The following is an 18,639-nucleotide window of genomic DNA, read 5'->3' as shown; positions in this document are numbered from 1 at the left end:
GCCCGCGGCGGGTCGGGACCACCGCCTGCTGCCCCCGTGCCGCCCGCCATGTGCCCCGCACCCGGCCCGCCACCCGGCGCCTGTCCGGGACGGCGGCGGGAACCGGCGGCCCTCCCGGGACGTACTCTTGGTGGGCAGTACGACAGCACTCACGAAGGACTGAAGGACACTGGGCAAGCGACAGCCCGAAGGCCCCCCGCCCGCACCCGCGGTGCAGCGCATCCGACTGCGCTACACCAAGCGTGGCCGCCTCCGGTTCACCAGCCACCGCGACTTCCAGCGCGCTTTCGAGCGGGCGCTGCGCCGCGCCGAGGTGCCCATGGCGTACTCGGCCGGGTTCAGCCCGCACCCCAAGGTGTCGTACGCCAATGCCGCACCCACCGGCACGGGCAGCGAGGCCGACTACCTGGAGATCGCGCTCACCGAGGTGCGGGACCCGGAGACGCTGCGGCAGCTCCTCGACGAGTCGATGCCGCCCGGCCTCGACATCATCGACGCGGTGGAGGCCCGGACCTCCGGGCTCGCCGACCGGCTGCAGGCATCGGTCTGGGAGCTCCGGCTCGACGGGGTGACCCTGGATGAGGCCGAGCGCGCCGTGGCGGCCTTCCTCGCCGAGGAGACCGTCGAGGTCGAGCGCCGCACGAAAAACGGGTTGCGGACCTTCGACGCGCGCGCCGCAGTCGCACGCCTCGAGGCATCCGCGGCACCGGCTGATAGGCCGCAGGTCGGCGCCTGTGCGATACTGCGGCTGGTTGTTCGGCATGCGACACCTGCCGTACGACCCGACGACGTCCTGTCCGGTCTCCGCGCCACGGCCGACCTGGCGCCGCCGGTCCCCGCTGCGGTGACCAGGCTGGCGCAGGGGCTGCTCGATGAGGAGAGCGGCACGGTGACCGACCCGCTCGCGCCCGACCGCGAGGCAGTCATGGCCGCCCCACCCACGGCCGCCGGGCTGACCGCGACGGCGCCGGGAGGTTCCGCGTAGGTCGTCCGTCGGCAGGGCGCGCGAGCCGCGCACCCTGCAGGCGGAGGGCTGGGGGCTCGTCGAAGCGCCGCCGATGCACCGGGAGCCACCCGGGTCCGGCAGACGCACCGAGAAAGCAGACTTTCGCCGGTGTCGGGCCCTCCGGCCCCGGCGAGCGAGACGACAGCTCCCGTGTGGCGCCCGCGCCCCGGACGGCGGCACCACGCTCATCACGTGGGCCGCTGCCGGAGTCAGGCGCGGCGCCCGGGAGCGTGACGGGAGAACCGCCCGCATGCTCGAGCCAATGGAGCCCACGGAGGCGGCGCGCAACAGCGCCGCCGGGGACAGCTCAGACAACAACAGCCCCAGTGACAACCTGCCGCCGCGGCGCCGCCGCGCGGCATCCCGGCCGGCGGGTCCGCCGGTCGCGGCGAGCACCGACGCCACGGCGTCGGCCATACCGTCCGGAGCACCGGAGGCCGCGGCCGCCGGGACCCCGGATCCGGACGAGGCCGTGACCGTCCTCCCCGCCACCCCGGAGAACGCTTCCGAGGAGGAGATCGAGGAGGCCGCCGAGGCCCCGGCCCCGGAGCCGCAGCCGGTCCGCACCCGCCGCCGCGCGACGCGCAAGGCGACGGCTCCGGCCGGTGCGCCGCCCGCCGCCGAGCCGGTCGAGATCATCGCCGAGAGCCCGGCCGCCGCGGCCGCCACCGACCAGGACGTTCCCGCCGAGGCCCCGGCCCCGGTGGCGGAGCCGGTCCGCACCCGCCGCCGCGCCACCCGTAAGGCGACGGCTCCGGCCGGTGCGCCGGCCGTGGCCGACGCCGCTCCGAGCGCCGGTGCGGAGGAGTCCGCTCCGGCCGCCGTGACCGCGCCCGTCGCGGAGCCCGCCGCCGAATCCGCCGGGGAGACCCCGGCCGAGGACGCGCCGCGCACCCGTACCCGCCGCCGGGCGACCCGCAAGGTGTCCGCCCCGACCGCCGAGGCCGAAGCCGCCGTCGGCAGCGGTGACCGCGCCGAGGAGCCGGCCGCGTCCGGTGCCCCCGAGGCAGCCGCGCCGTCCGGTGAGTCCGCCGACGAGGCGCCCCGGGGACGTGGCCGCCGTCGTTCGGCCCGCAAGTCCGACGCACCTGCCGAGGCACCCGCCGAGGCGCCGTCGACCGAGGCGCCCGCGCCGGAGGCCGAGCCGGTCACCGTCGCCGACGCGATCGACGCCCCGCAGCGGCGCACCCGGCGCCGGGCCACCCGCGCCGCGGACGCCCCGGCCGCCCCGCCGCAGGCCGACGCCGCGCAGGCGGACGACAAGCCGGACACGGCAGCGAAGGCCGACAAGCCGGAGAAGACCGAGAAGGCCGAGAAGCGCGCGAAGAGCGGCAAGGCCGCGAAGGCGGAGAAGGTCGCCAAGGCGGAGAAGGCCGCGCAGGCCGGGACCGACGAGGCCGTGGCCGCCGAGGAGCAGCAGGACGCCGCGCCGCGGGGCCGCCGCCGTGCGGTGCGCCCGCCGACCGCCGTCTTCCAGGCGCCGGTGTTCACCGAGCCGATGTTCCAGACCCCGGAGAGCGCCGCCGCGGCCGCCGCCGCCGAGCGGGAGCGCGCCGAGGAGCCCGAGGAGCAGCCGGCCGCCGGTTCGCGCCGCCGCCGTCGTCGCGCCGCTGTCGCCGAGGCGGCACCGGCCGAGGCCCCGGAGCAGGAGACCACCGACACCGCCACGGACACCGCCGCCGAGGCCGAGCCCGAGGCCGAGGACCGGGGCGACAGCGAGGACGAGTCGGGCGACCGCCCGGCCCGCCGCCGCCGTCGCGGTGGCCGTCGTCGCCGTCGCGGGGAGACCGCGGAGGGCGCCGAGGAGTCCGGCGAGTCCGCCGAGGAGTCGGACGAGGCCGAGGACCGCGCCGAGGAGTCCGAGCAGGCCGACCGGGACGAGGACGAGTCCGGTGCCGGTGGCGGCTCCAGCAGCAGCCGTCGTCGCCGTCGCCGCCGCCGGCGCAGCGGGGACGCCGACGGAGGAGGCGGTGGCGAGAGCGCCGCGGACGACCCGGAGCGCACGGTCGTCAAGATCCGTGAGCCGCGGGCCAAGCCCGAGCCCTCCGACGAGGTGCAGTCCATCAAGGGCTCGACCCGTCTGGAGGCCAAGAAGCAGCGCCGCCGCGAAGGCCGCGAGCAGGGCCGCCGCCGGGTGCCGATCATCACCGAGGCCGAGTTCCTGGCGCGCCGGGAGGCCGTCGAGCGGGTCATGGTCGTGCGCCAGCAGGGCGACCGCACCCAGATCGGTGTGCTGGAGGACAACGTCCTCGTCGAGCACTTCGTCAACAAGGAGCAGGCCACCAGCTACGTCGGCAACGTCTACCTGGGCAAGGTCCAGAACGTGCTGCCGTCGATGGAGGCCGCCTTCGTCGACATCGGCAAGGGCCGCAACGCCGTCCTGTACGCCGGCGAGGTCAACTTCGAGGCGCTGGGCATGTCCAACGGCCCGCGCCGGATCGAGACCGCGCTGAAGTCCGGCCAGTCCGTCCTCGTGCAGGTCACCAAGGACCCGATCGGTCACAAGGGCGCCCGGCTCACCAGCCAGGTCTCCCTGCCCGGCCGGTACCTGGTCTACGTGCCCGAGGGCTCGATGACCGGCATCAGCCGCAAGCTCCCCGACACCGAGCGCGCACGGCTGAAGCAGATCCTCAAGAAGATCGTCCCCGAGGACGCGGGCGTCATCGTCCGGACCGCCGCGGAGGGCGCCAGCGAGGAGGAGCTGCGCCGCGACGTCGAGCGGCTCCAGGCGCAGTGGGAAGAGATCAAGAAGAAGGCGAAGAGCGCCAACGCTCCGGCCCTTCTCTACGGTGAGCCGGACATGACCGTCCGGGTCGTCCGCGACATCTTCAACGAGGACTTCTCCAAGGTCATCGTCAGCGGCGACAGCGCCTGGGAGACCATCCACGGCTACGTCTCGCACGTCGCGCCGGACCTCAGCGACCGGCTGCAGAAGTGGACCTCCGAGGTCGACGTCTTCGCCACCTACCGGATCGACGAGCAGCTGATGAAGGCGCTCGACCGCAAGGTCTGGCTGCCGAGCGGCGGCTCGCTGGTGATCGACCGGACCGAAGCCATGATCGTGGTCGACGTCAACACCGGGAAGTTCACCGGTCAGGGCGGCAACCTCGAGGAGACGGTCACCAGGAACAACCTGGAGGCGGCCGAGGAGATCGTGCGCCAGCTCCGGCTGCGCGACCTCGGCGGCATCATCGTGATCGACTTCATCGACATGGTGCTGGAGTCCAACCGGGACCTGGTGCTCCGCCGCCTGCTGGAGTGCCTGGGCCGGGACCGGACGAAGCACCAGGTCGCCGAGGTCACCTCGCTCGGCCTGGTGCAGATGACCCGCAAGCGGGTGGGCCAGGGCCTGCTGGAGTCCTTCTCCGAGACCTGTGTCCACTGCAACGGGCGCGGCGTCATCGTCCACGTCGAGCAGCCGACGGCCGCCGGCGGCGGTGGCGGCGGCAAGCGCAAGAAGAAGGGCAAGGGCGGCGGTCAGCAGCCCGAGGCGGTCGCCGAGCACGTGCACGAGCCGGCCGTCGCGGAGGAGCCGCAGGCCGTGGAGAGCGCGACCGAGGTCGCCGCGGAGGTCGCGGAGCCCCGGAAGCTGCCGGAGCCGGCGTTCGCGGCGGACGAGGAGCTGTTCAGCAGCGTCGCCGAGGCCGAGGCCTCGGCGGGCCGGGGCCGGACCCGCCGCCGGGCGACCCGCAAGGTGTCCGCTCCCGCGGGCCCGCCGAAGGCCGCCGAGGAGGCCGTGGTCGTCGCCCAGGCGAAGCCCGCGGAGGCCGAGCCGCTGCCGGAGGCGGCACCCGCCGTGACCGAGGCCCCGGCTGCCGCCGAGGCCCCGGAGCCGGCCGCTCCGGCCCGTACCCGCCGTCGGGCGACCCGTAAGGCGACGGCTCCGGCCGGTTCGCCGAAGGCCGCCGACGACGCCGGTGTCGTGGTCGTCCCGGCCGGCACGGCGGAGCAGACCGCCGAGTCCGCCCCGGCACAGGCTCCGCGCTCCGCGGAGTCCGCCGAGGTGGCCGTCCCGGCCGCGGCGGACGGGGACGCGACGGCTCCGGCCGCCGACGCCCCGGCCGATGAGGCCGAGGCGCCCGCTCCGGCGAAGAAGCGGACGGCCAAGAAGGCCGCGGCGAAGAAGACGGCGGCGAAGAAGACCACCGCCAAGAAGACCGCGGCCAAGAAGACGACGACGGCCAAGAAGTCCACGGCCAAGAAGACGACGAAGAAGGCGGCGGCCGAGCAGACCGCGGCGTCCGCCCCGGCCGACGAGGCCTAGTCACGGCGTCCGGTGGTCCCGCAGCCGCGGGACCACCGGAGTCTCCCCGCGGCTGCGGGGACTCGGTTTGACCCCCTGGTCGGGGTTCCGTAACCTTGACCGTCGGCGTCTCTGTGCGCCAACCCCTGAGCAACTCCCTCCCGGTCCGCCGGGAGAGGCCGCTCGTCCTTCCGGATATCGCGGGCCCCTGGTCCGTGGGAGCGGCTGGCATCAAGGGTCCCGATTCGAGCGAGAGAGTGAGATCCGCGTGTACGCAATCGTGCGCAGCGGTGGTCGCCAGCACAAGGTGGCTGTCGGCGACATCGTTGAGGTTGACAAGATTTCCACGAGCAACGTGGGCGACACGGTCGAGCTCTCGACCCTGCTCGTTGTCGACGGTGACACCGTGACCAGCGACCCGTGGGTGCTGGCCGGCATCAAGGTCCAGGCCGAGATCGTGGACCACCACAAGGGTGCGAAGATCGACATCCTTCGGTACAAGAACAAGACCGGCTACCGTCGGCGTCAGGGCCACCGCCAGCAGTACACGGCGCTGAAGATCACCGGCATCCCCACGGCTGCGAAGTAAGGGACTGAGGAGAGATGGCACACAAGAAGGGCGCATCGTCCACTCGGAACGGTCGCGATTCCAATGCTCAGCGGCTCGGCGTGAAGCGCTTCGGCGGTCAGGTCGTCAACGCCGGTGAGATCCTGGTCCGCCAGCGCGGCACCCACTTCCACCCGGGCTCCGGCGTCGGCCGTGGTGGCGACGACACGCTGTTCGCCCTCGCCGCCGGTGCGGTCGAGTTCGGCACCAGCCGTGGTCGCAAGGTCGTGAACATCGTCCCGGTCGGCTGATCATCTCAGCCTGTCGCTGACCTCGTTCAGCGCACGCCGCCGGAGCCCCGGGGGATTCCCCCGGCGGGCCCGACGGCACCCGGTACGACACAGCACCTTTCCGAGGGCGGACCGCCCTTCCCCGCCGTTCCGCGCGGGGAAGAGGGTCCGCCCTCGGTCTGTTGCAGCAGAAGAAGCATGTCCGTCAGTACAGCAGGAGGCATCCGTATGACCACCTTCGTGGACCGCGTCGAGCTGCATGTCGCCGCGGGTAACGGAGGCCACGGCTGCGCCTCCGTGCACCGCGAGAAGTTCAAGCCGCTCGGCGGCCCGGACGGCGGCAACGGCGGCCGGGGCGGCGATGTGATCCTGGTCGTCGACCAGTCGGTCACCACGCTCCTCGACTACCACCACTCCCCGCACCGCAAGGCCACCAACGGCAAGCCCGGCGAGGGCGGCAACCGCTCCGGCAAGGACGGCAGTGACCTGGTCCTGCCGGTCCCGGACGGCACCGTCGTCCTCGACAGCCAGGGCAACGTCCTCGCCGACCTGGTCGGCCAGGGCACCACGTACGTCGCCGCCCAGGGCGGCCGCGGCGGGCTCGGCAACGCCGCGCTCGCCTCCGCCCGCCGCAAGGCCCCCGGTTTCGCGCTGCTGGGCGAGCCCGGCCACACCGGGGACGTGGTCCTGGAGCTCAAGACCGTCGCGGACGTCGCGCTGGTCGGCTACCCGAGCGCCGGCAAGTCCTCGCTGATCTCGGTGCTCTCGGCCGCCAAGCCGAAGATCGCCGACTACCCGTTCACCACCCTGGTGCCCAACCTCGGTGTGGTGACGGCCGGTTCGACCGTCTACACCATCGCCGACGTCCCCGGGCTGATCCCCGGCGCCAGCCAGGGCAAGGGCCTGGGGCTCGAGTTCCTGCGGCACGTCGAGCGCTGCACGGTGCTGGTGCACGTCCTGGACTGCGCCACCCTGGAGTCGCAGCGCGACCCGGCCTCGGACCTCGATGTGATCGAGGCGGAGCTGGCGCAGTACGGCGGCCTGGACGACCGGCCGCGGCTGGTCGTCCTCAACAAGGTCGACATCCCCGACGGCCAGGACCTCGCCGACATGATCCGCCCGGATCTGGAGGAGCGCGGCTACCAGGTCTTCGAGGTGTCCGCGGTCTCCCGCACCGGCCTCAAGGAGCTGTCCTTCGCGCTCGCCGGCATCGTCGCCGAGGCGCGGGCCGCCAAGCCGAAGGAGGAGGCGACCCGGATCGTCATCCGCCCCAAGGCCGTGGACGACGCGGGCTTCACGGTGACGGCCGAGGGCGAGGCGTTCTTCCGCGTGCGCGGCGAGAAGCCCGAACGCTGGGTGCACCAGACCGACTTCAACAACGACGAGGCCGTGGGCTACCTCGCCGACCGGCTCAACCGGCTCGGCGTCGAGGAGGAGCTCCTCAAGGCCGGCGCCCGGGCGGGCGACGGCGTCGCCATCGGCTCCGAGGACAACGCGGTCGTCTTCGACTGGGAGCCGACGCTGGCCGCCGGCGCCGAGATGCTCGGCCGGCGCGGTGAGGACCACCGCTTCGAGGCCCCGCGCCCGGCCGCCCAGCGCCGCCGGGACAAGGACGCCGAACGGGACGACGCGCAACAGGAGTTCGACGACTTCAAGCCGTTCTGACGCCCTTCTTCCCGCGATCACTGCGGCTCCCCGGAGACCGGTCCCTACGATCTCCGGAGAGCCGCAGTGTCGCGACGGAGGGGAACGGTGGGGCCCGTGTACGTGGTCGATGTCCCGATCGGTGAGGGCGCCGGGGACGGCGAGGACCCCGAGGTGATCAGGGTGGAGGTCCGCGAACTCGACGAAGGACTCGTCCGGGTGGGCAGGTCCGGCCGTCAGACGGCGGCGCGCGCCACCCGGTCGTTCGACGACATGCTCAGCACCGTGCGCCCGGTCGCGATGAACTTTGTGAACACCTTCCGCGGGGCGGTGGACGCCCCCGACGAGATCACGGTGCAGTTCGGGATCTCCCTGTCCGCGGAGGCCGATGTGGTGATCGCCAGCACAGCCACCGCGGCCAACTTCTCCGTCTCCCTGACCTGGAATCGCTCTCCCCCCGAGGGCCCCCGGCCGGAATAATCGCGCTGAGGACCGACTCACGGGGGAGGTGGGCGCGGTGGGGCTCGGAGCCGGCCCGGAGGCGCTCGAAACGGCCGTCCTCAGGATCAGGGACCCCGCCGGCCGGCCCGTGGGCGTCGGCTTCCTCATCACCACGGAACTCGCCGTCACCTGCGCCCATGTGGTCGCCACCGCTCTGGGACTGCGCGACGGCGAGGAACCGCCCGCCGACGCCGTGACGGAGCTGGACCTGCCCCTGACCGGGCCCCCGGGGAACGGCACGACGGTGACCGCCACCGTCGAGCACTGGCTGCCGGAGGAACCGTCCGGCGGAGGCGACCTCGCCGTCCTGCGCCTGAGCGCCCCGCTGCCCGGCGCCCGGCCGGTACGGATGGTGGAGGCCGGAGACGTCTGGCAGCACCCCATGCGTGCCTTCGGTTTCCCCGACGGGCGGGACCACGGTGTGTGGCACGCCGGCCGGCTGCGTGCCCGGCAGGCGGCGGGCTGGCTCCAGACGGAGCCGGCCGAACCCGGCGGATACCCCATCTCCCGCGGCTTCAGCGGCAGTCCGGTCTGGGACGACGAGCTGTCCGCGGTGGTCGGCATGGTCGCGCTCGCCGAGACGAAGGGCCCGCGCGCCGGGTATCTGATCTCCACCCAGGGCCTGGTGAGCGCCCTTCCCTCGCTGCGGGACTTCGTGCTGCCGGAGTCACCGTTCCGGGGCCTGTCGGCCTTCCGGGAGTCCGATGCCGACGTGTTCCACGGCAGGGCGGCCGAGAGCGCCGCGCTCGCCGCGCTGGTCCGTGAGAAACCCCTGGTCACCCTCGTCGGGCCGTCCGGCTGTGGCAAGTCCTCGCTGGCCCTCGCCGGGGTGGTGCCCGCACTCCGCAGCGCCGGGTGGGCCGTGTGTGTGCTGCGCCCGACCCGCAGTCACCGGCTGCTGTCCGAGCTGGCCGCCGAGTTCACGGCGCTGCTGCGGCCGGAGCTGGCGGGTGCACAGCGGCTGCGGGAGGTCCGCGAGCTGGGGGACGAGCTCGCCGGCCACGGGCTCGCCGGAGCCGTGGCCGACGTTCTGCGGCACACCGGGGCCCAGCGGCTGCTCCTGGTCGTCGACCAGGCGGAGGAACTGATGGCCGAGGAGGAGGGGGACGACGGGGCCTCCGTCCTCTTCGACCAGGGGGCCTCCGTGCTGTTCGCGGAGGACCCGCCCGAGGAACTGCGGCTGTTGCTCACCCTGCGCGCCGACTTCCTGGACGCCGCGCTGGACCACCCCGTCCTCGGGCCCGCCGTGAGCCAGGAGGTCCACGCGCTCTGCGCGATGTCCCCGCGGCAGCTGCGGGAAGTCGTCACGTCCCCGCTCGACGGCATCCCGGCCCTCGCCTATGCCCCCGGCCTCGTCGACCGGATTCTCGCCGACGCCGGGGACGCCCCCGGCACCCTTCCGCTGCTCGGATTCGCGCTGGCCGGGCTCTGGGAGCAACCGTCGGGCGGACTGCTCACGCACCAGGCGTACGACGAGCTGGGCGGGGTCAGCGGCGCGCTCGCCAATCAGGCGGAGGAGGCCTGGCAGGAGTGCGTGGCCGCGTCCGAGGAGGAGGCGATGCGGCGGCTGTTCACCCAGCTCGTACGCGTCCCGACGGCCTCCGCCGGCGCGGTCACCCGCCGTGAGGTCACCCGCGGTGAGCTCGGCGCCGCCGAGTGGCGGATCGCGCGGCGGCTGGCGGCCGGGCGGCTGCTCGTCCTCGGCCGCGGCACCGAGGGGCAGGAGACCGCCGAGCCCGCGCACGAGGCGCTGATCAACGGATGGCCCCGGCTGGCCCGATGGGTCGAAGCGGACCGGGAATTCCTGGCCTGGCGGGAGAACCTGCGGCTGGATCTGGACCGCTGGGAGGCGTCCGGCCGGGACCCCGAACTGCTGCCCGGCACCAAGGCCCTGGCTGTGGCGGACACGTGGTCGGAGAAGCGTGGCGGGGACCTCACAGCGGCGGAGCGCGGATTCCTGGAGCAGGGCCGCGAGCGCCTGCGGAACCAGGGCCGCCGGAAGCACTTCGTCAGGACCCTGGTGGCCGTGGTGCTGGTGGTCGCGACGCTGCTGGGGTCGCTCTTCCTCTACCAGCGGCAGGTCAGCGCCGAGAAGGCGGCACAGTCGCAGTCCCGTTCGCTGGCCGGGATCTCCGCGGACTCGGTGGACCAGGACCCCGGGATGTCGATCCTGCTGGCGATGTCCGCCTACCGCACGGCGCCCACCCGCGAGGCGCGGAACGAGCTGCTGAGACGCTACGGCGAATACCGGAGCGCACACACCGTGCTCTCCGGGACCATGGGCAAGGTGCAGGCGGTCACGGCGAGTCCCGACGGCCGGGCGACCCTCGTGGTCTCGGAACTCGGCCGGGTGACGCTCTTCCTGCGCGAGTCCGACGGGCGGATACGGCGGGTCCGGCTGCCCGCCCGGAGGAGCGCGGTCGAGCCGGTGATGTCCCGCGACGCCGGGCGCGTCGGCTATCTGGCGAACGACGGCTCGCTGGTCTGGCACGAGGTGCGGACGGGGGAGCACGGTACGGTCGGTCCGGCGCACGTGCTGCCCAAGGGCCCCATCCCCAACCGTTCGGTCCTCCTCGACGAACGCGAGCGCCTGGCCTCGATGTCCGACGACGGACGCTTCGTGGCGTCGGCCTCCCGCGGGCGCATCGTGTGGTGGGACCTCGCGAAGGGCTCCCTCGGCGGACGCATTCCCCCGGCCAAGGGGGAGACCTTCGTCGATGTGTGGTTCGGCCCGGACGACGACACCCTCGTGGCCCGCGCGCGGATCGAGGACGATGACGAGCTGTACAACCACAACCGGCTGGTGACCGTGGACCGGCGCTCGGGCCGGTCCGAGGAACTGGCGGCCCGCGCGGCGGACACGTCGGTCTCGGCGGACGGAAGCACCGTGGCCTACTGCCGGGTGATGAAGGGCTTCAACGCGGAGATCAGGACCGTGCGGACCGCCGACCGGAAGCAGCTCGGCCGGACCACCGCCGGGAGCACCTGCGGGAACGTCGCCCTGGACCGTACGGGCCGCCGTGTCGTCCACGACTCCACCCAGGGGCTGAAACTCGTGGACATGCGGCGCGGAACCGTCCTCTCCGAGACCCAGGCGCCCCCCTGGTGGGCGAACGGCGACGGACGCATCGTCGAGCGCTCCGGCGCCCTGCTGATCGTCGGACGGCAGGACGCCGCGGCCTACTACGCCCAACTCGCCAGAAGCGGGCGGGTCCCGGTGGACATGGCCACACTGACCGGGAACGGCCGGAAGCTGATCGAGATCGTGCGGAACGGCACGCGGATCGTGCTGCGCTCGGCGACCGGGTCCGGCCGGGTGATCACCGAGCGGGCCCGCCCCGCGGGCGCCCACGTCCCCCGCACCGACGAGCGCCTCACCATCGGCCGGGACGGTGCGCTGGTGGCCGACCGGGTGGGGGAGCGCAAGATCGTCCTGCGCGACACCTCGTCCCTGAAGGTGGTGTCCACGATCAGCCCGGCGAAGCCCCCGGCCGCCGCCCTGGGGCGGGTCGCGGATGTGCGCCACTTCTTCGACATGTCGGGGAAGGGGTTCGTCACCGTGTCGGGGACCCGGCTGGAGGGCTGGGACGCCAGGACGGGGAGGAAGACATCCGACGTCGATCTCCTCGATATGGGGCTGGTGCACCGCAGGGACCGGGACGTGGAGGGGAACTGGGACTTCACGGTCACGCGCGATGCCCGGCCGGGCCGGGTCTTCGTCGTGCGGCCGGAGGATCCGCGGATCCATGTCGTCGACCTGCGGACCGGCCGGGAGGCCAAGGGGGAACGCATCACCGTGGGCAAGGGCGCGCTGGGCGCCTTCACGGACCCGGGCGGCCGGTACCTGGCGCTGCTGCGACGCGGCTCGGTCCCCGAGATGTGGTCGCTGGAGTCGCGGCAGAGGGTGCTCGGCCCCTTGCCCGCCGTCGGAGAGGACGGCGGCGGCGGCTTCGCCGTGGGGTTCCTGGAGAAGAGCGACCGGTTCCTGGTGGCCGACGGGGGCAAGGTGCGGATCTACCGGGCCGGCAGCCGCGCCTACGTGGAGTCGTTCGACTTCTCGGACAACACCTTCGACTTCCTGGATTTCTCCGAGGACGGGAAGACCCTCCTGCTGGACGCCACCGTCGACCGGGTGGTCCGGCTGGATCCCGCGGTGTGGCGCAGCGAGCTCTGCCGAGTCCTCGGGCAGCGGGAGCTCTCCGCCGAGGAACGGGCGAGCGTACCCGCCCCGGTGCCGGACGGGCGCGATTGCCAGGGCTGACCCCAGGTCGGGACTGACCGCCCGTCAGGGGTGCGCCTCGGCCGATGAGGTGGGCACCGCGGCCGATGAGGTGGGCGCCGCGGCGGAACGGCCGGGCGGCACCGGCACCGGCCCCGGCGGAACGATCGTGCGCAGGAATCACCGGAGACACGGAAGGAGCCCCGGGACGGTGTCCCGGGGCTCCTTCCGCGTACGGCGGACGTCAGGCGTTGACCGCGTCGTCCGTGCTGCCGTTGGGCTCCAGCTCCTGCTCCTCCTCGGACATCGCCGCCTCGGCCTCCGAGACGTCCTCGCGCTGCGCGGGGATCTCGGACGCCAGACGGGCGGCCATCCGGGCCCGGCGCTCGTCCGCCTTGGCGGCCAGCGTCAGCGCGGCGCCGTTGAAGCGGACCAGCGACGGCGGGTCGGACGGGCCGAGCAGGTGCTCCTTGAGCTCCGCCCGCGCCGCGGCCAGGGTGTCCTTCTCCGGGTTGCGCACGGCCTCCAGCAGGGCGGGGACGCCGGTCGCCTCGGGGTCGAGGATGGCCGCGGCCCGCACGGTCGGGAAGCCGGCCCGGAAGTCGTCCTCCGTCAAGCCGCTGGTGTTGGCGACGGCGTACGGCTTCTCGCTGGTCAGGTAGTCCGAGACGACGCTCGACACATCACTGATGAGCAGGTCCGCCTGGTTGAAGCAGCTGTAGATCGCCGGGCGGGGGCCGGTGACGATCTGGTGCTCCCACTCCGGGAAGGACGCCCAGTACGCGGCCTCCCAGGCGGCGGTCGCCGCGGAGACGGCGGCGGCCCGGCCGGTGTCCGGCGAGCCCTGGAGCATCATGCGCTCCGCCTCGTCGGCGCTGGTCCCGAACTTGGTGCTGGTGAGCGCGTTCAGCTCGGCGGTGGCCCGCTCCAGCGCCGCAGCGGCCTCCGGGCCCGGCCGGTCGCCGCCGCGCCGGGCGTTCGCCTCGGCGATCATCGTCTTGATGCGGTCGTTGGCACGGCCCGCGCGCGGGTCGACCGAGCCGGTCATCGGGTGCGGCTTGTAGAGCAGCCGCACCTTCGGGTCGGCCAGCAGCTCACGAACGATGTTCTCGCCGGCCAGGATCACCGAGGTGTTGCCCGGGTCGTTGGTCCAGCCCTCCCAGGTGGGGGCGTAGAGCACGGTGGTGTACGGGCTCGTCGGGCCGCCCGCGTACGGCCGGATCGGCGCCAGCTGCGGCCGGCCCACCTCGACGACGTCCTTGTCCTCGACGCCGATGTCCGCGAGCTGGTAGCGCTCCCGCGCGGCCGGACCGGCCACCCACACCTCGTCGTAGGCCTTGGCGTACGGGTTGCAGCTGGAGAGCTTGTCGCTCTCGCCGTGGTTGATGAACGCGTGCTTGATCGACGGGATCCGCAGCACCTGCGAGGTCTTGCCGGAGTTCGCCGGGTGCAGCAGCACCTGCAGCGTGGAGTGCTCCAGCGCCATCAGCTGCGCCACCTTGGGGATGCACACGATCGGCACGTCCGTGGCGTCGATCTTCTGCACCATGAAGCGCTCGCGGAGCACGATGAGCGGCTTGCCGTCCAGCGCGGCCAGCGTCGAGAGCCACATGTTGGCCTGGTACGCCGAGGTGGTGCCGCCGGAGAAGTACATGCCGACCGTCGGCTGGTACTCGGCCAGCCAGGCGTTCAGCCACTCCAGAACCTGTCGGTCGTTCGCGGCGCGCTTGCCGGGCAGCAGCCAGGTCCCCAGGTAGACGGTGCCGCCCAGGGAGAGGGCGAGGGCGATGCCCAGGCCGATGCCGCCCCAGGTCGCGTCGCGGGTGATCGCGGTCACCAGCAGACCGGCGGTGGCCGGGACGGAGAAGTTCAGCAGCCGGTGGCCCGGGCGCCGGGACAGGATCCGCGGCGGGGCGGCCGTCAGGCCGAGCGACGAGGTGTCGATGTTCCGCGTCACGATGGGCACCGTGCGGCGCCGCCGCACCAGGACCGCGACGGCCTGGCAGGCGAAGTGCAGCCCGTAGAAGAGGAGCAGCGCGATGGTGAGCGGCGACTGCTCGTGCAGCGGGTTGATGCCCTCGATGCGCAGCAGACCCACCAGGATCAGCATGTCGCGCAGCAACTGCCGGATGGTGACATCGAACCGGATCTTGCCCAGCAGCGAGAGCAGACCGGGCTGCTTGCGCTGCAGATAGAGGTCGAGTGCGAGGCCTGCCGCGGATGCGGCGGCGAAGGTCGGCACGTTGGGCAGCAGCGCACCGGCGAGTTGGGCCGCGAAGGCCACGAACATCGCCGACAGTGCAGTGAGCTGCACGACGCGTCGGGGGGCGAGTCCGGCAGAGGGCACGGGCAGGGCTCCTGGCGAGGGAAGCGGTCGGACGGAAGCAGTGGGCGGGCCGTGGGGGCGGTCCCGCCGGGGGAGCCGGTGCCGCAGCATGGCGGCAGCAGCTCAGGTCGACCACTGACCGTATGATGCGCGCTGCCTCGATGACAATCTGCCGTGACCGCTATCACCGCGAATGGGCTCAAAGCCGGTGAACCAAGTGGCGCAGTGTGTCGTCCGCCACCCCGGCGGTCACCCGCGGCCCGCTCGGACCCGGCGTCGGGCGCCCACCGCTCGGAACGGCCGGGCACCGGCCCGCCCGGCTGACGTAGATTGCCAGCGGAAACGTCGGTCGATCAGGGGGACAGGGGAACACAGTGTCACGGGCAGCAGGGTCAGCAGCGGTGCGGGACGAGATCGCGAAGGCCCGCAGGGTCGTGGTCAAGGTGGGCTCCTCCTCCCTGACCACCGCGGCGGGCGGCCTCGACGCGGACCGGGTCGACGCGCTCGTGGACGTGCTGGCCAAGGCGCGCAGCGGCGGCGAGAAGGAGATCGTGCTGGTCTCCTCCGGCGCCATCGCGGCCGGGCTCGCCCCGCTGGGCCTGCGGCGCCGCCCCCGTGACCTGGCCCGGCAGCAGGCGGCCGCCAGCGTCGGCCAGGGGCTGCTGGTGGCCCGCTACACCGCCTCCTTCGCCCGCTACGGCGTCCGCGTCGGCCAGGTGCTGCTCACCACCGACGACACCAGCCGCCGCGCCCACTACCGCAACGCCTACCGGACGCTGGACCAGCTCCTGGCGATGGGCGCGCTGCCGGTGGTCAACGAGAACGACACGGTCGCCACCGACGAGATCCGCTTCGGCGACAACGACCGGCTCGCGGCCCTCGTCGCCCATCTGGTCCGCGCCGATCTGCTGGTCCTCCTCTCGGACGTGGACGGCCTCTACGACGGCGACCCCAGCGCGCCCGGCACCTCCCGGATCGGCGAGGTCACCGGGCCCGCGGACATCGAGGGCGTCTCGATCGGCAGCGCGGGCAAGGCCGGGGTCGGCACCGGCGGCATGGTCACCAAGGTCGAGGCGGCCCGGATCGCCGCCGCCGCGGGCATCCCGGTGGTCCTCACCTCGGCCTCGGAAGCCGCCGACGCCGTCGCCGGACGGCCCACCGGCACGTACTTCCACCGGACCGGGCGCCGCTCCGCCGACCGGCTGCTGTGGCTGGCCCACGCCTCGACCCCGCGGGGCGCGCTCACCCTGGACGAGGGCGCGGTACGGGCCGTGGTCGAGGGCAACGCCTCGCTGCTGCCCGCCGGAATCGCCGCTGTCGAGGGCGAGTTCAGCGCGGGTGACCCGGTCGAGCTGCGGGACGCCGGGGGGCGGGCGGTCGCCCGCGGCCTGGTCAGCTTCGACGCCAAGGAGATCCCCCGGCTGCTGGGCCGCTCCACCCGGGATCTCGCCCGTGAGCTCGGCCCGGCGTACGAGCGGGAGGTCGTGCACCGGGACGACCTCGTGGTGCTCGGCCACTGACCGGACACGGTCTGTCGCCCCGTGTCGCGGATACGCCGAAAGTCCAGCCTTTCCACGGAGACCTTCCGGAAAACCGCCCCCAGCCGCCCCGCGGACTGGTCAACTTTGGTGTCGGGGGCGCCGTCGGTGCCCGGGGACGACAGCGCGCACGGCTCCACCCGCGCGCGTGGGGGCACCCTCCGGCCCGTCGGGGCCGTGAGGAGGAGCGAGATACGCACGTCAGGAGGGAACCGGTGAGACGAGGGCGCCCAGGGGCGCTGCCCCGGGACGGGGGCACGGTCCGAGCCGCGGCCGGGAGCGCCGGCACCCCCACCCGCCGGACCGCGGGGGAGGAGCGGACGCTGACCAGCGTCGACACCGGGCAGCGGCCGGCCGGGCCGGGATCCGCGGCCGGCACCGAGACGGGGCGGACGCCGGAGTGCGAGGGGCGTGACGCGTCCCGGCTGTGGCACGTCACGCTCAGCGTCTCGGGCGCCGAGGCGCCGCTGAGCGATGTCCGGCGGGCACTGGAGAAGCTCGCCCACGACCATCCGTTCCTGCTGACCAGCCGCTACGCCAACGACCACGCCGAGATCCGGTACTGGGAGGAGGCGCGGGACCTCCACGACGCGGCGGCCGTGGCGCTCCGCCTCTGGGGCGAGCACCGGTCGACGGCCAAGCTGCCCCCGTGGGAGATCGTCGGCCTGGAGGTCATCGACCGCGACACCTACCACCAGCGGGTGGCCGAGGGGTACGGTCCGCCGCCGGCCGCCCCGGTCGGGGTGCACCCGTTCTGACCCGCCGGCCCGCTCCGGGCGCAGCCGCTCGCCCGGACCCACCGGCCTCGGCCGTGCCGAACTCCCCGGTCCGGTCCGGGGTATGGGGAGCCCGCCGCCTCCGGGCCGCCGCCCGGTGCGCGGCGGACCGCCTCCGGGCAGGAACGGACAGACTCCGTCACGAGCTGTCTCAGGTGCCGGAAACCGTGGCGGCGCCGGGCGGAACGGGCCGTACCCTGACGGCATGAGCAGCGACTTTCCCTCGCCCCTGGCCGATCCCACCCCGAAGTCCCCGGTCGTCCTCGCCGCCTACCGGGCCCGCGCCGCCGCCGCCGACCTGGCCCCGCTGCCACGCTCGGTCAAGGACGACGCGCTGCTGGCGATGGCCGACGCCCTCGAGGTGCGGACGAAGGAGATCGTCGAGGCCAACGACGAGGACGTCGAGCGGGCCCGGGCCGCCGGCACCAGCGAGGCGATCGTCGACCGGCTCACCCTGACCCCGGAGCGGGTGCGGGCCATCGCCGCCGACGTCCGCCACGTGGTGGCCCTCCCCGACCCGGTCGGTGAGGTCGTCCGCGGCTCCACCCTCCCCAACGGCATCGACCTCCGCCAGGTCCGGGTGCCGCTCGGCGTCGTCGGGATCATCTACGAGGCCCGCCCCAACGTCACCGTCGACGCCGCGGCGCTCTGCCTGAAGTCGGGCAACGCGGTCCTGCTCCGCGGCTCCTCCTCCGCGTACGCCTCGAACCAGGCCCTGGTCAGGGTGTTGCGCGACGCCGTCGGCGGCGCCGGGCTGCCCGCGGACGCCGTCCAGCTGGTCCCCGGCGAGAGCCGCGACTCGGTGCGCGAGCTGATGCGCGCCCGCGGCATGGTCGACGTGCTGATCCCGCGCGGCGGCGCCTCCCTGATCCGCACCGTCGTCGAGGAGTCCACGGTGCCGGTCATCGAGACCGGCACCGGCAACTGCCACGTCTACGTCGACGCGGAGACCGACCTCGACATGGCGGTCGACATCCTGATCAACTCCAAGGCGCAGCGGCCCAGCGTCTGCAACGCCGCGGAGACCCTCCTCGTCCACCGGGACATCGCCGCGGAGTTCCTGCCGCGGGCGCTGGACGCGCTGGCCGAGGCCGGGGTGACCGTGCACGCCGACGAGCGGGTGGTGGACCTCGCCGAGGAGGCCGGGACGAAGGCGACCGTGGTCCCGGCGACCATGGACGACTGGGAGACCGAGTACCTCTCGTACGACATCGCCGCCGCGGTCGTCGACTCGCTGGACGCGGCCGTCGCCCACATCCGGCTGTGGAGTTCGGGCCACACCGAGGCGATCGTCACCACGTCCCAGGCCGCGGCCCGCCGGTTCACCCAACTGGTGGATTCCACGACGGTCGCCGTCAACGCCTCCACCCGCTTCACCGACGGCAGCCAGTTCGGCTTCGGTGCCGAGATCGGCATCTCCACCCAGAAGCTGCACGCCAGGGGCCCGATGGGGCTGCCGGAGCTCACCTCGACCAAGTACGTGGTCACCGGCGACGGCCACACCCGCTGACCCGGAGCACCCGTCCGGGGGACGGCGGCCGCCGTCCCC

At 73.7% G+C, this 18,639-nt stretch carries 11 protein-coding genes; 10 read left to right on the top strand and 1 reads right to left on the bottom strand.

Annotation, left to right across the window (positions count from 1 at the left end; all coding sequences use genetic code 11):
- Nucleotides 1–211: 211 nt before the first annotated feature.
- The 7 genes from ABT112_RS21955 (at nucleotide 212) to ABT112_RS21925 (ending at nucleotide 12,492) form a co-directional block, all read left to right on the top strand.
- The gene (locus tag ABT112_RS21955) at nucleotides 212–985 is read left to right on the top strand and encodes a TIGR03936 family radical SAM-associated protein (protein ID WP_351512052.1); all 774 of its coding nucleotides are present in this window, start codon (nucleotides 212–214) and stop codon (nucleotides 983–985) included.
- 271 nt (nucleotides 986–1,256) lie between these two features.
- On the top strand, nucleotides 1,257–5,270 hold the full coding sequence (locus tag ABT112_RS21950; RefSeq protein ID WP_351512050.1) for an Rne/Rng family ribonuclease: 4,014 nt from the start codon (nucleotides 1,257–1,259) through the stop codon (nucleotides 5,268–5,270).
- A 247-nt stretch (nucleotides 5,271–5,517) separates the two neighbouring features.
- A complete protein-coding gene (gene rplU / locus ABT112_RS21945) occupies nucleotides 5,518–5,838 on the top strand; it encodes a 50S ribosomal protein L21 (protein ID WP_351512048.1) in 321 nt (106 codons plus the stop codon).
- Between the two features lie 14 nt (nucleotides 5,839–5,852).
- Entirely contained in the window at nucleotides 5,853–6,107 is a 255-nt protein-coding gene (rpmA, locus tag ABT112_RS21940) for a 50S ribosomal protein L27 (protein WP_351512047.1), read from the top strand.
- A gap of 207 nt (nucleotides 6,108–6,314) precedes the next feature.
- On the top strand, nucleotides 6,315–7,751 hold the full coding sequence (obgE, locus tag ABT112_RS21935; protein WP_351512045.1) for a GTPase ObgE: 1,437 nt from the start codon (nucleotides 6,315–6,317) through the stop codon (nucleotides 7,749–7,751).
- A 96-nt stretch (nucleotides 7,752–7,847) separates the two neighbouring features.
- Nucleotides 7,848–8,210 (top strand): CU044_2847 family protein, encoded by a 363-nt coding sequence (locus tag ABT112_RS21930; RefSeq protein ID WP_351512043.1) that lies wholly within the window; start codon nucleotides 7,848–7,850, stop codon nucleotides 8,208–8,210.
- A gap of 37 nt (nucleotides 8,211–8,247) precedes the next feature.
- The gene (locus ABT112_RS21925; RefSeq protein ID WP_351512042.1) at nucleotides 8,248–12,492 is read left to right on the top strand and encodes an nSTAND1 domain-containing NTPase; all 4,245 of its coding nucleotides are present in this window, start codon (nucleotides 8,248–8,250) and stop codon (nucleotides 12,490–12,492) included.
- Nucleotides 12,493–12,694: 202 nt separating this feature from the next.
- On the opposite strand, the gene ABT112_RS21920 is transcribed toward ABT112_RS21925, so the two are convergent.
- A complete protein-coding gene (locus tag ABT112_RS21920) occupies nucleotides 12,695–14,797 on the bottom strand; it encodes a hypothetical protein (RefSeq protein WP_351512040.1) in 2,103 nt (700 codons plus the stop codon).
- 413 nt (nucleotides 14,798–15,210) lie between these two features.
- Here ABT112_RS21920 and proB point away from each other — a divergent pair, with 413 nt between their 5' ends.
- The 3 genes from proB (at nucleotide 15,211) to ABT112_RS21905 (ending at nucleotide 18,600) form a co-directional block, all read left to right on the top strand.
- A complete protein-coding gene (gene proB / locus ABT112_RS21915) occupies nucleotides 15,211–16,296 on the top strand; it encodes a glutamate 5-kinase (protein ID WP_351512115.1) in 1,086 nt (361 codons plus the stop codon).
- A gap of 233 nt (nucleotides 16,297–16,529) precedes the next feature.
- Entirely contained in the window at nucleotides 16,530–17,072 is a 543-nt protein-coding gene (locus ABT112_RS21910) for a DUF8830 family protein (protein ID WP_351512039.1), read from the top strand.
- A 223-nt stretch (nucleotides 17,073–17,295) separates the two neighbouring features.
- A complete protein-coding gene (locus tag ABT112_RS21905; protein ID WP_351512037.1) occupies nucleotides 17,296–18,600 on the top strand; it encodes a glutamate-5-semialdehyde dehydrogenase in 1,305 nt (434 codons plus the stop codon).
- Nucleotides 18,601–18,639: the final 39 nt, after the last annotated feature.

It is taken from the genome of Streptomyces sp. NPDC002055 (assembly GCF_040296705.1).
Taxonomy (GTDB): Bacteria; Actinomycetota; Actinomycetes; order Streptomycetales; family Streptomycetaceae; genus Streptomyces.
This window is presented reverse-complemented; position numbering and strand designations above follow the sequence as displayed.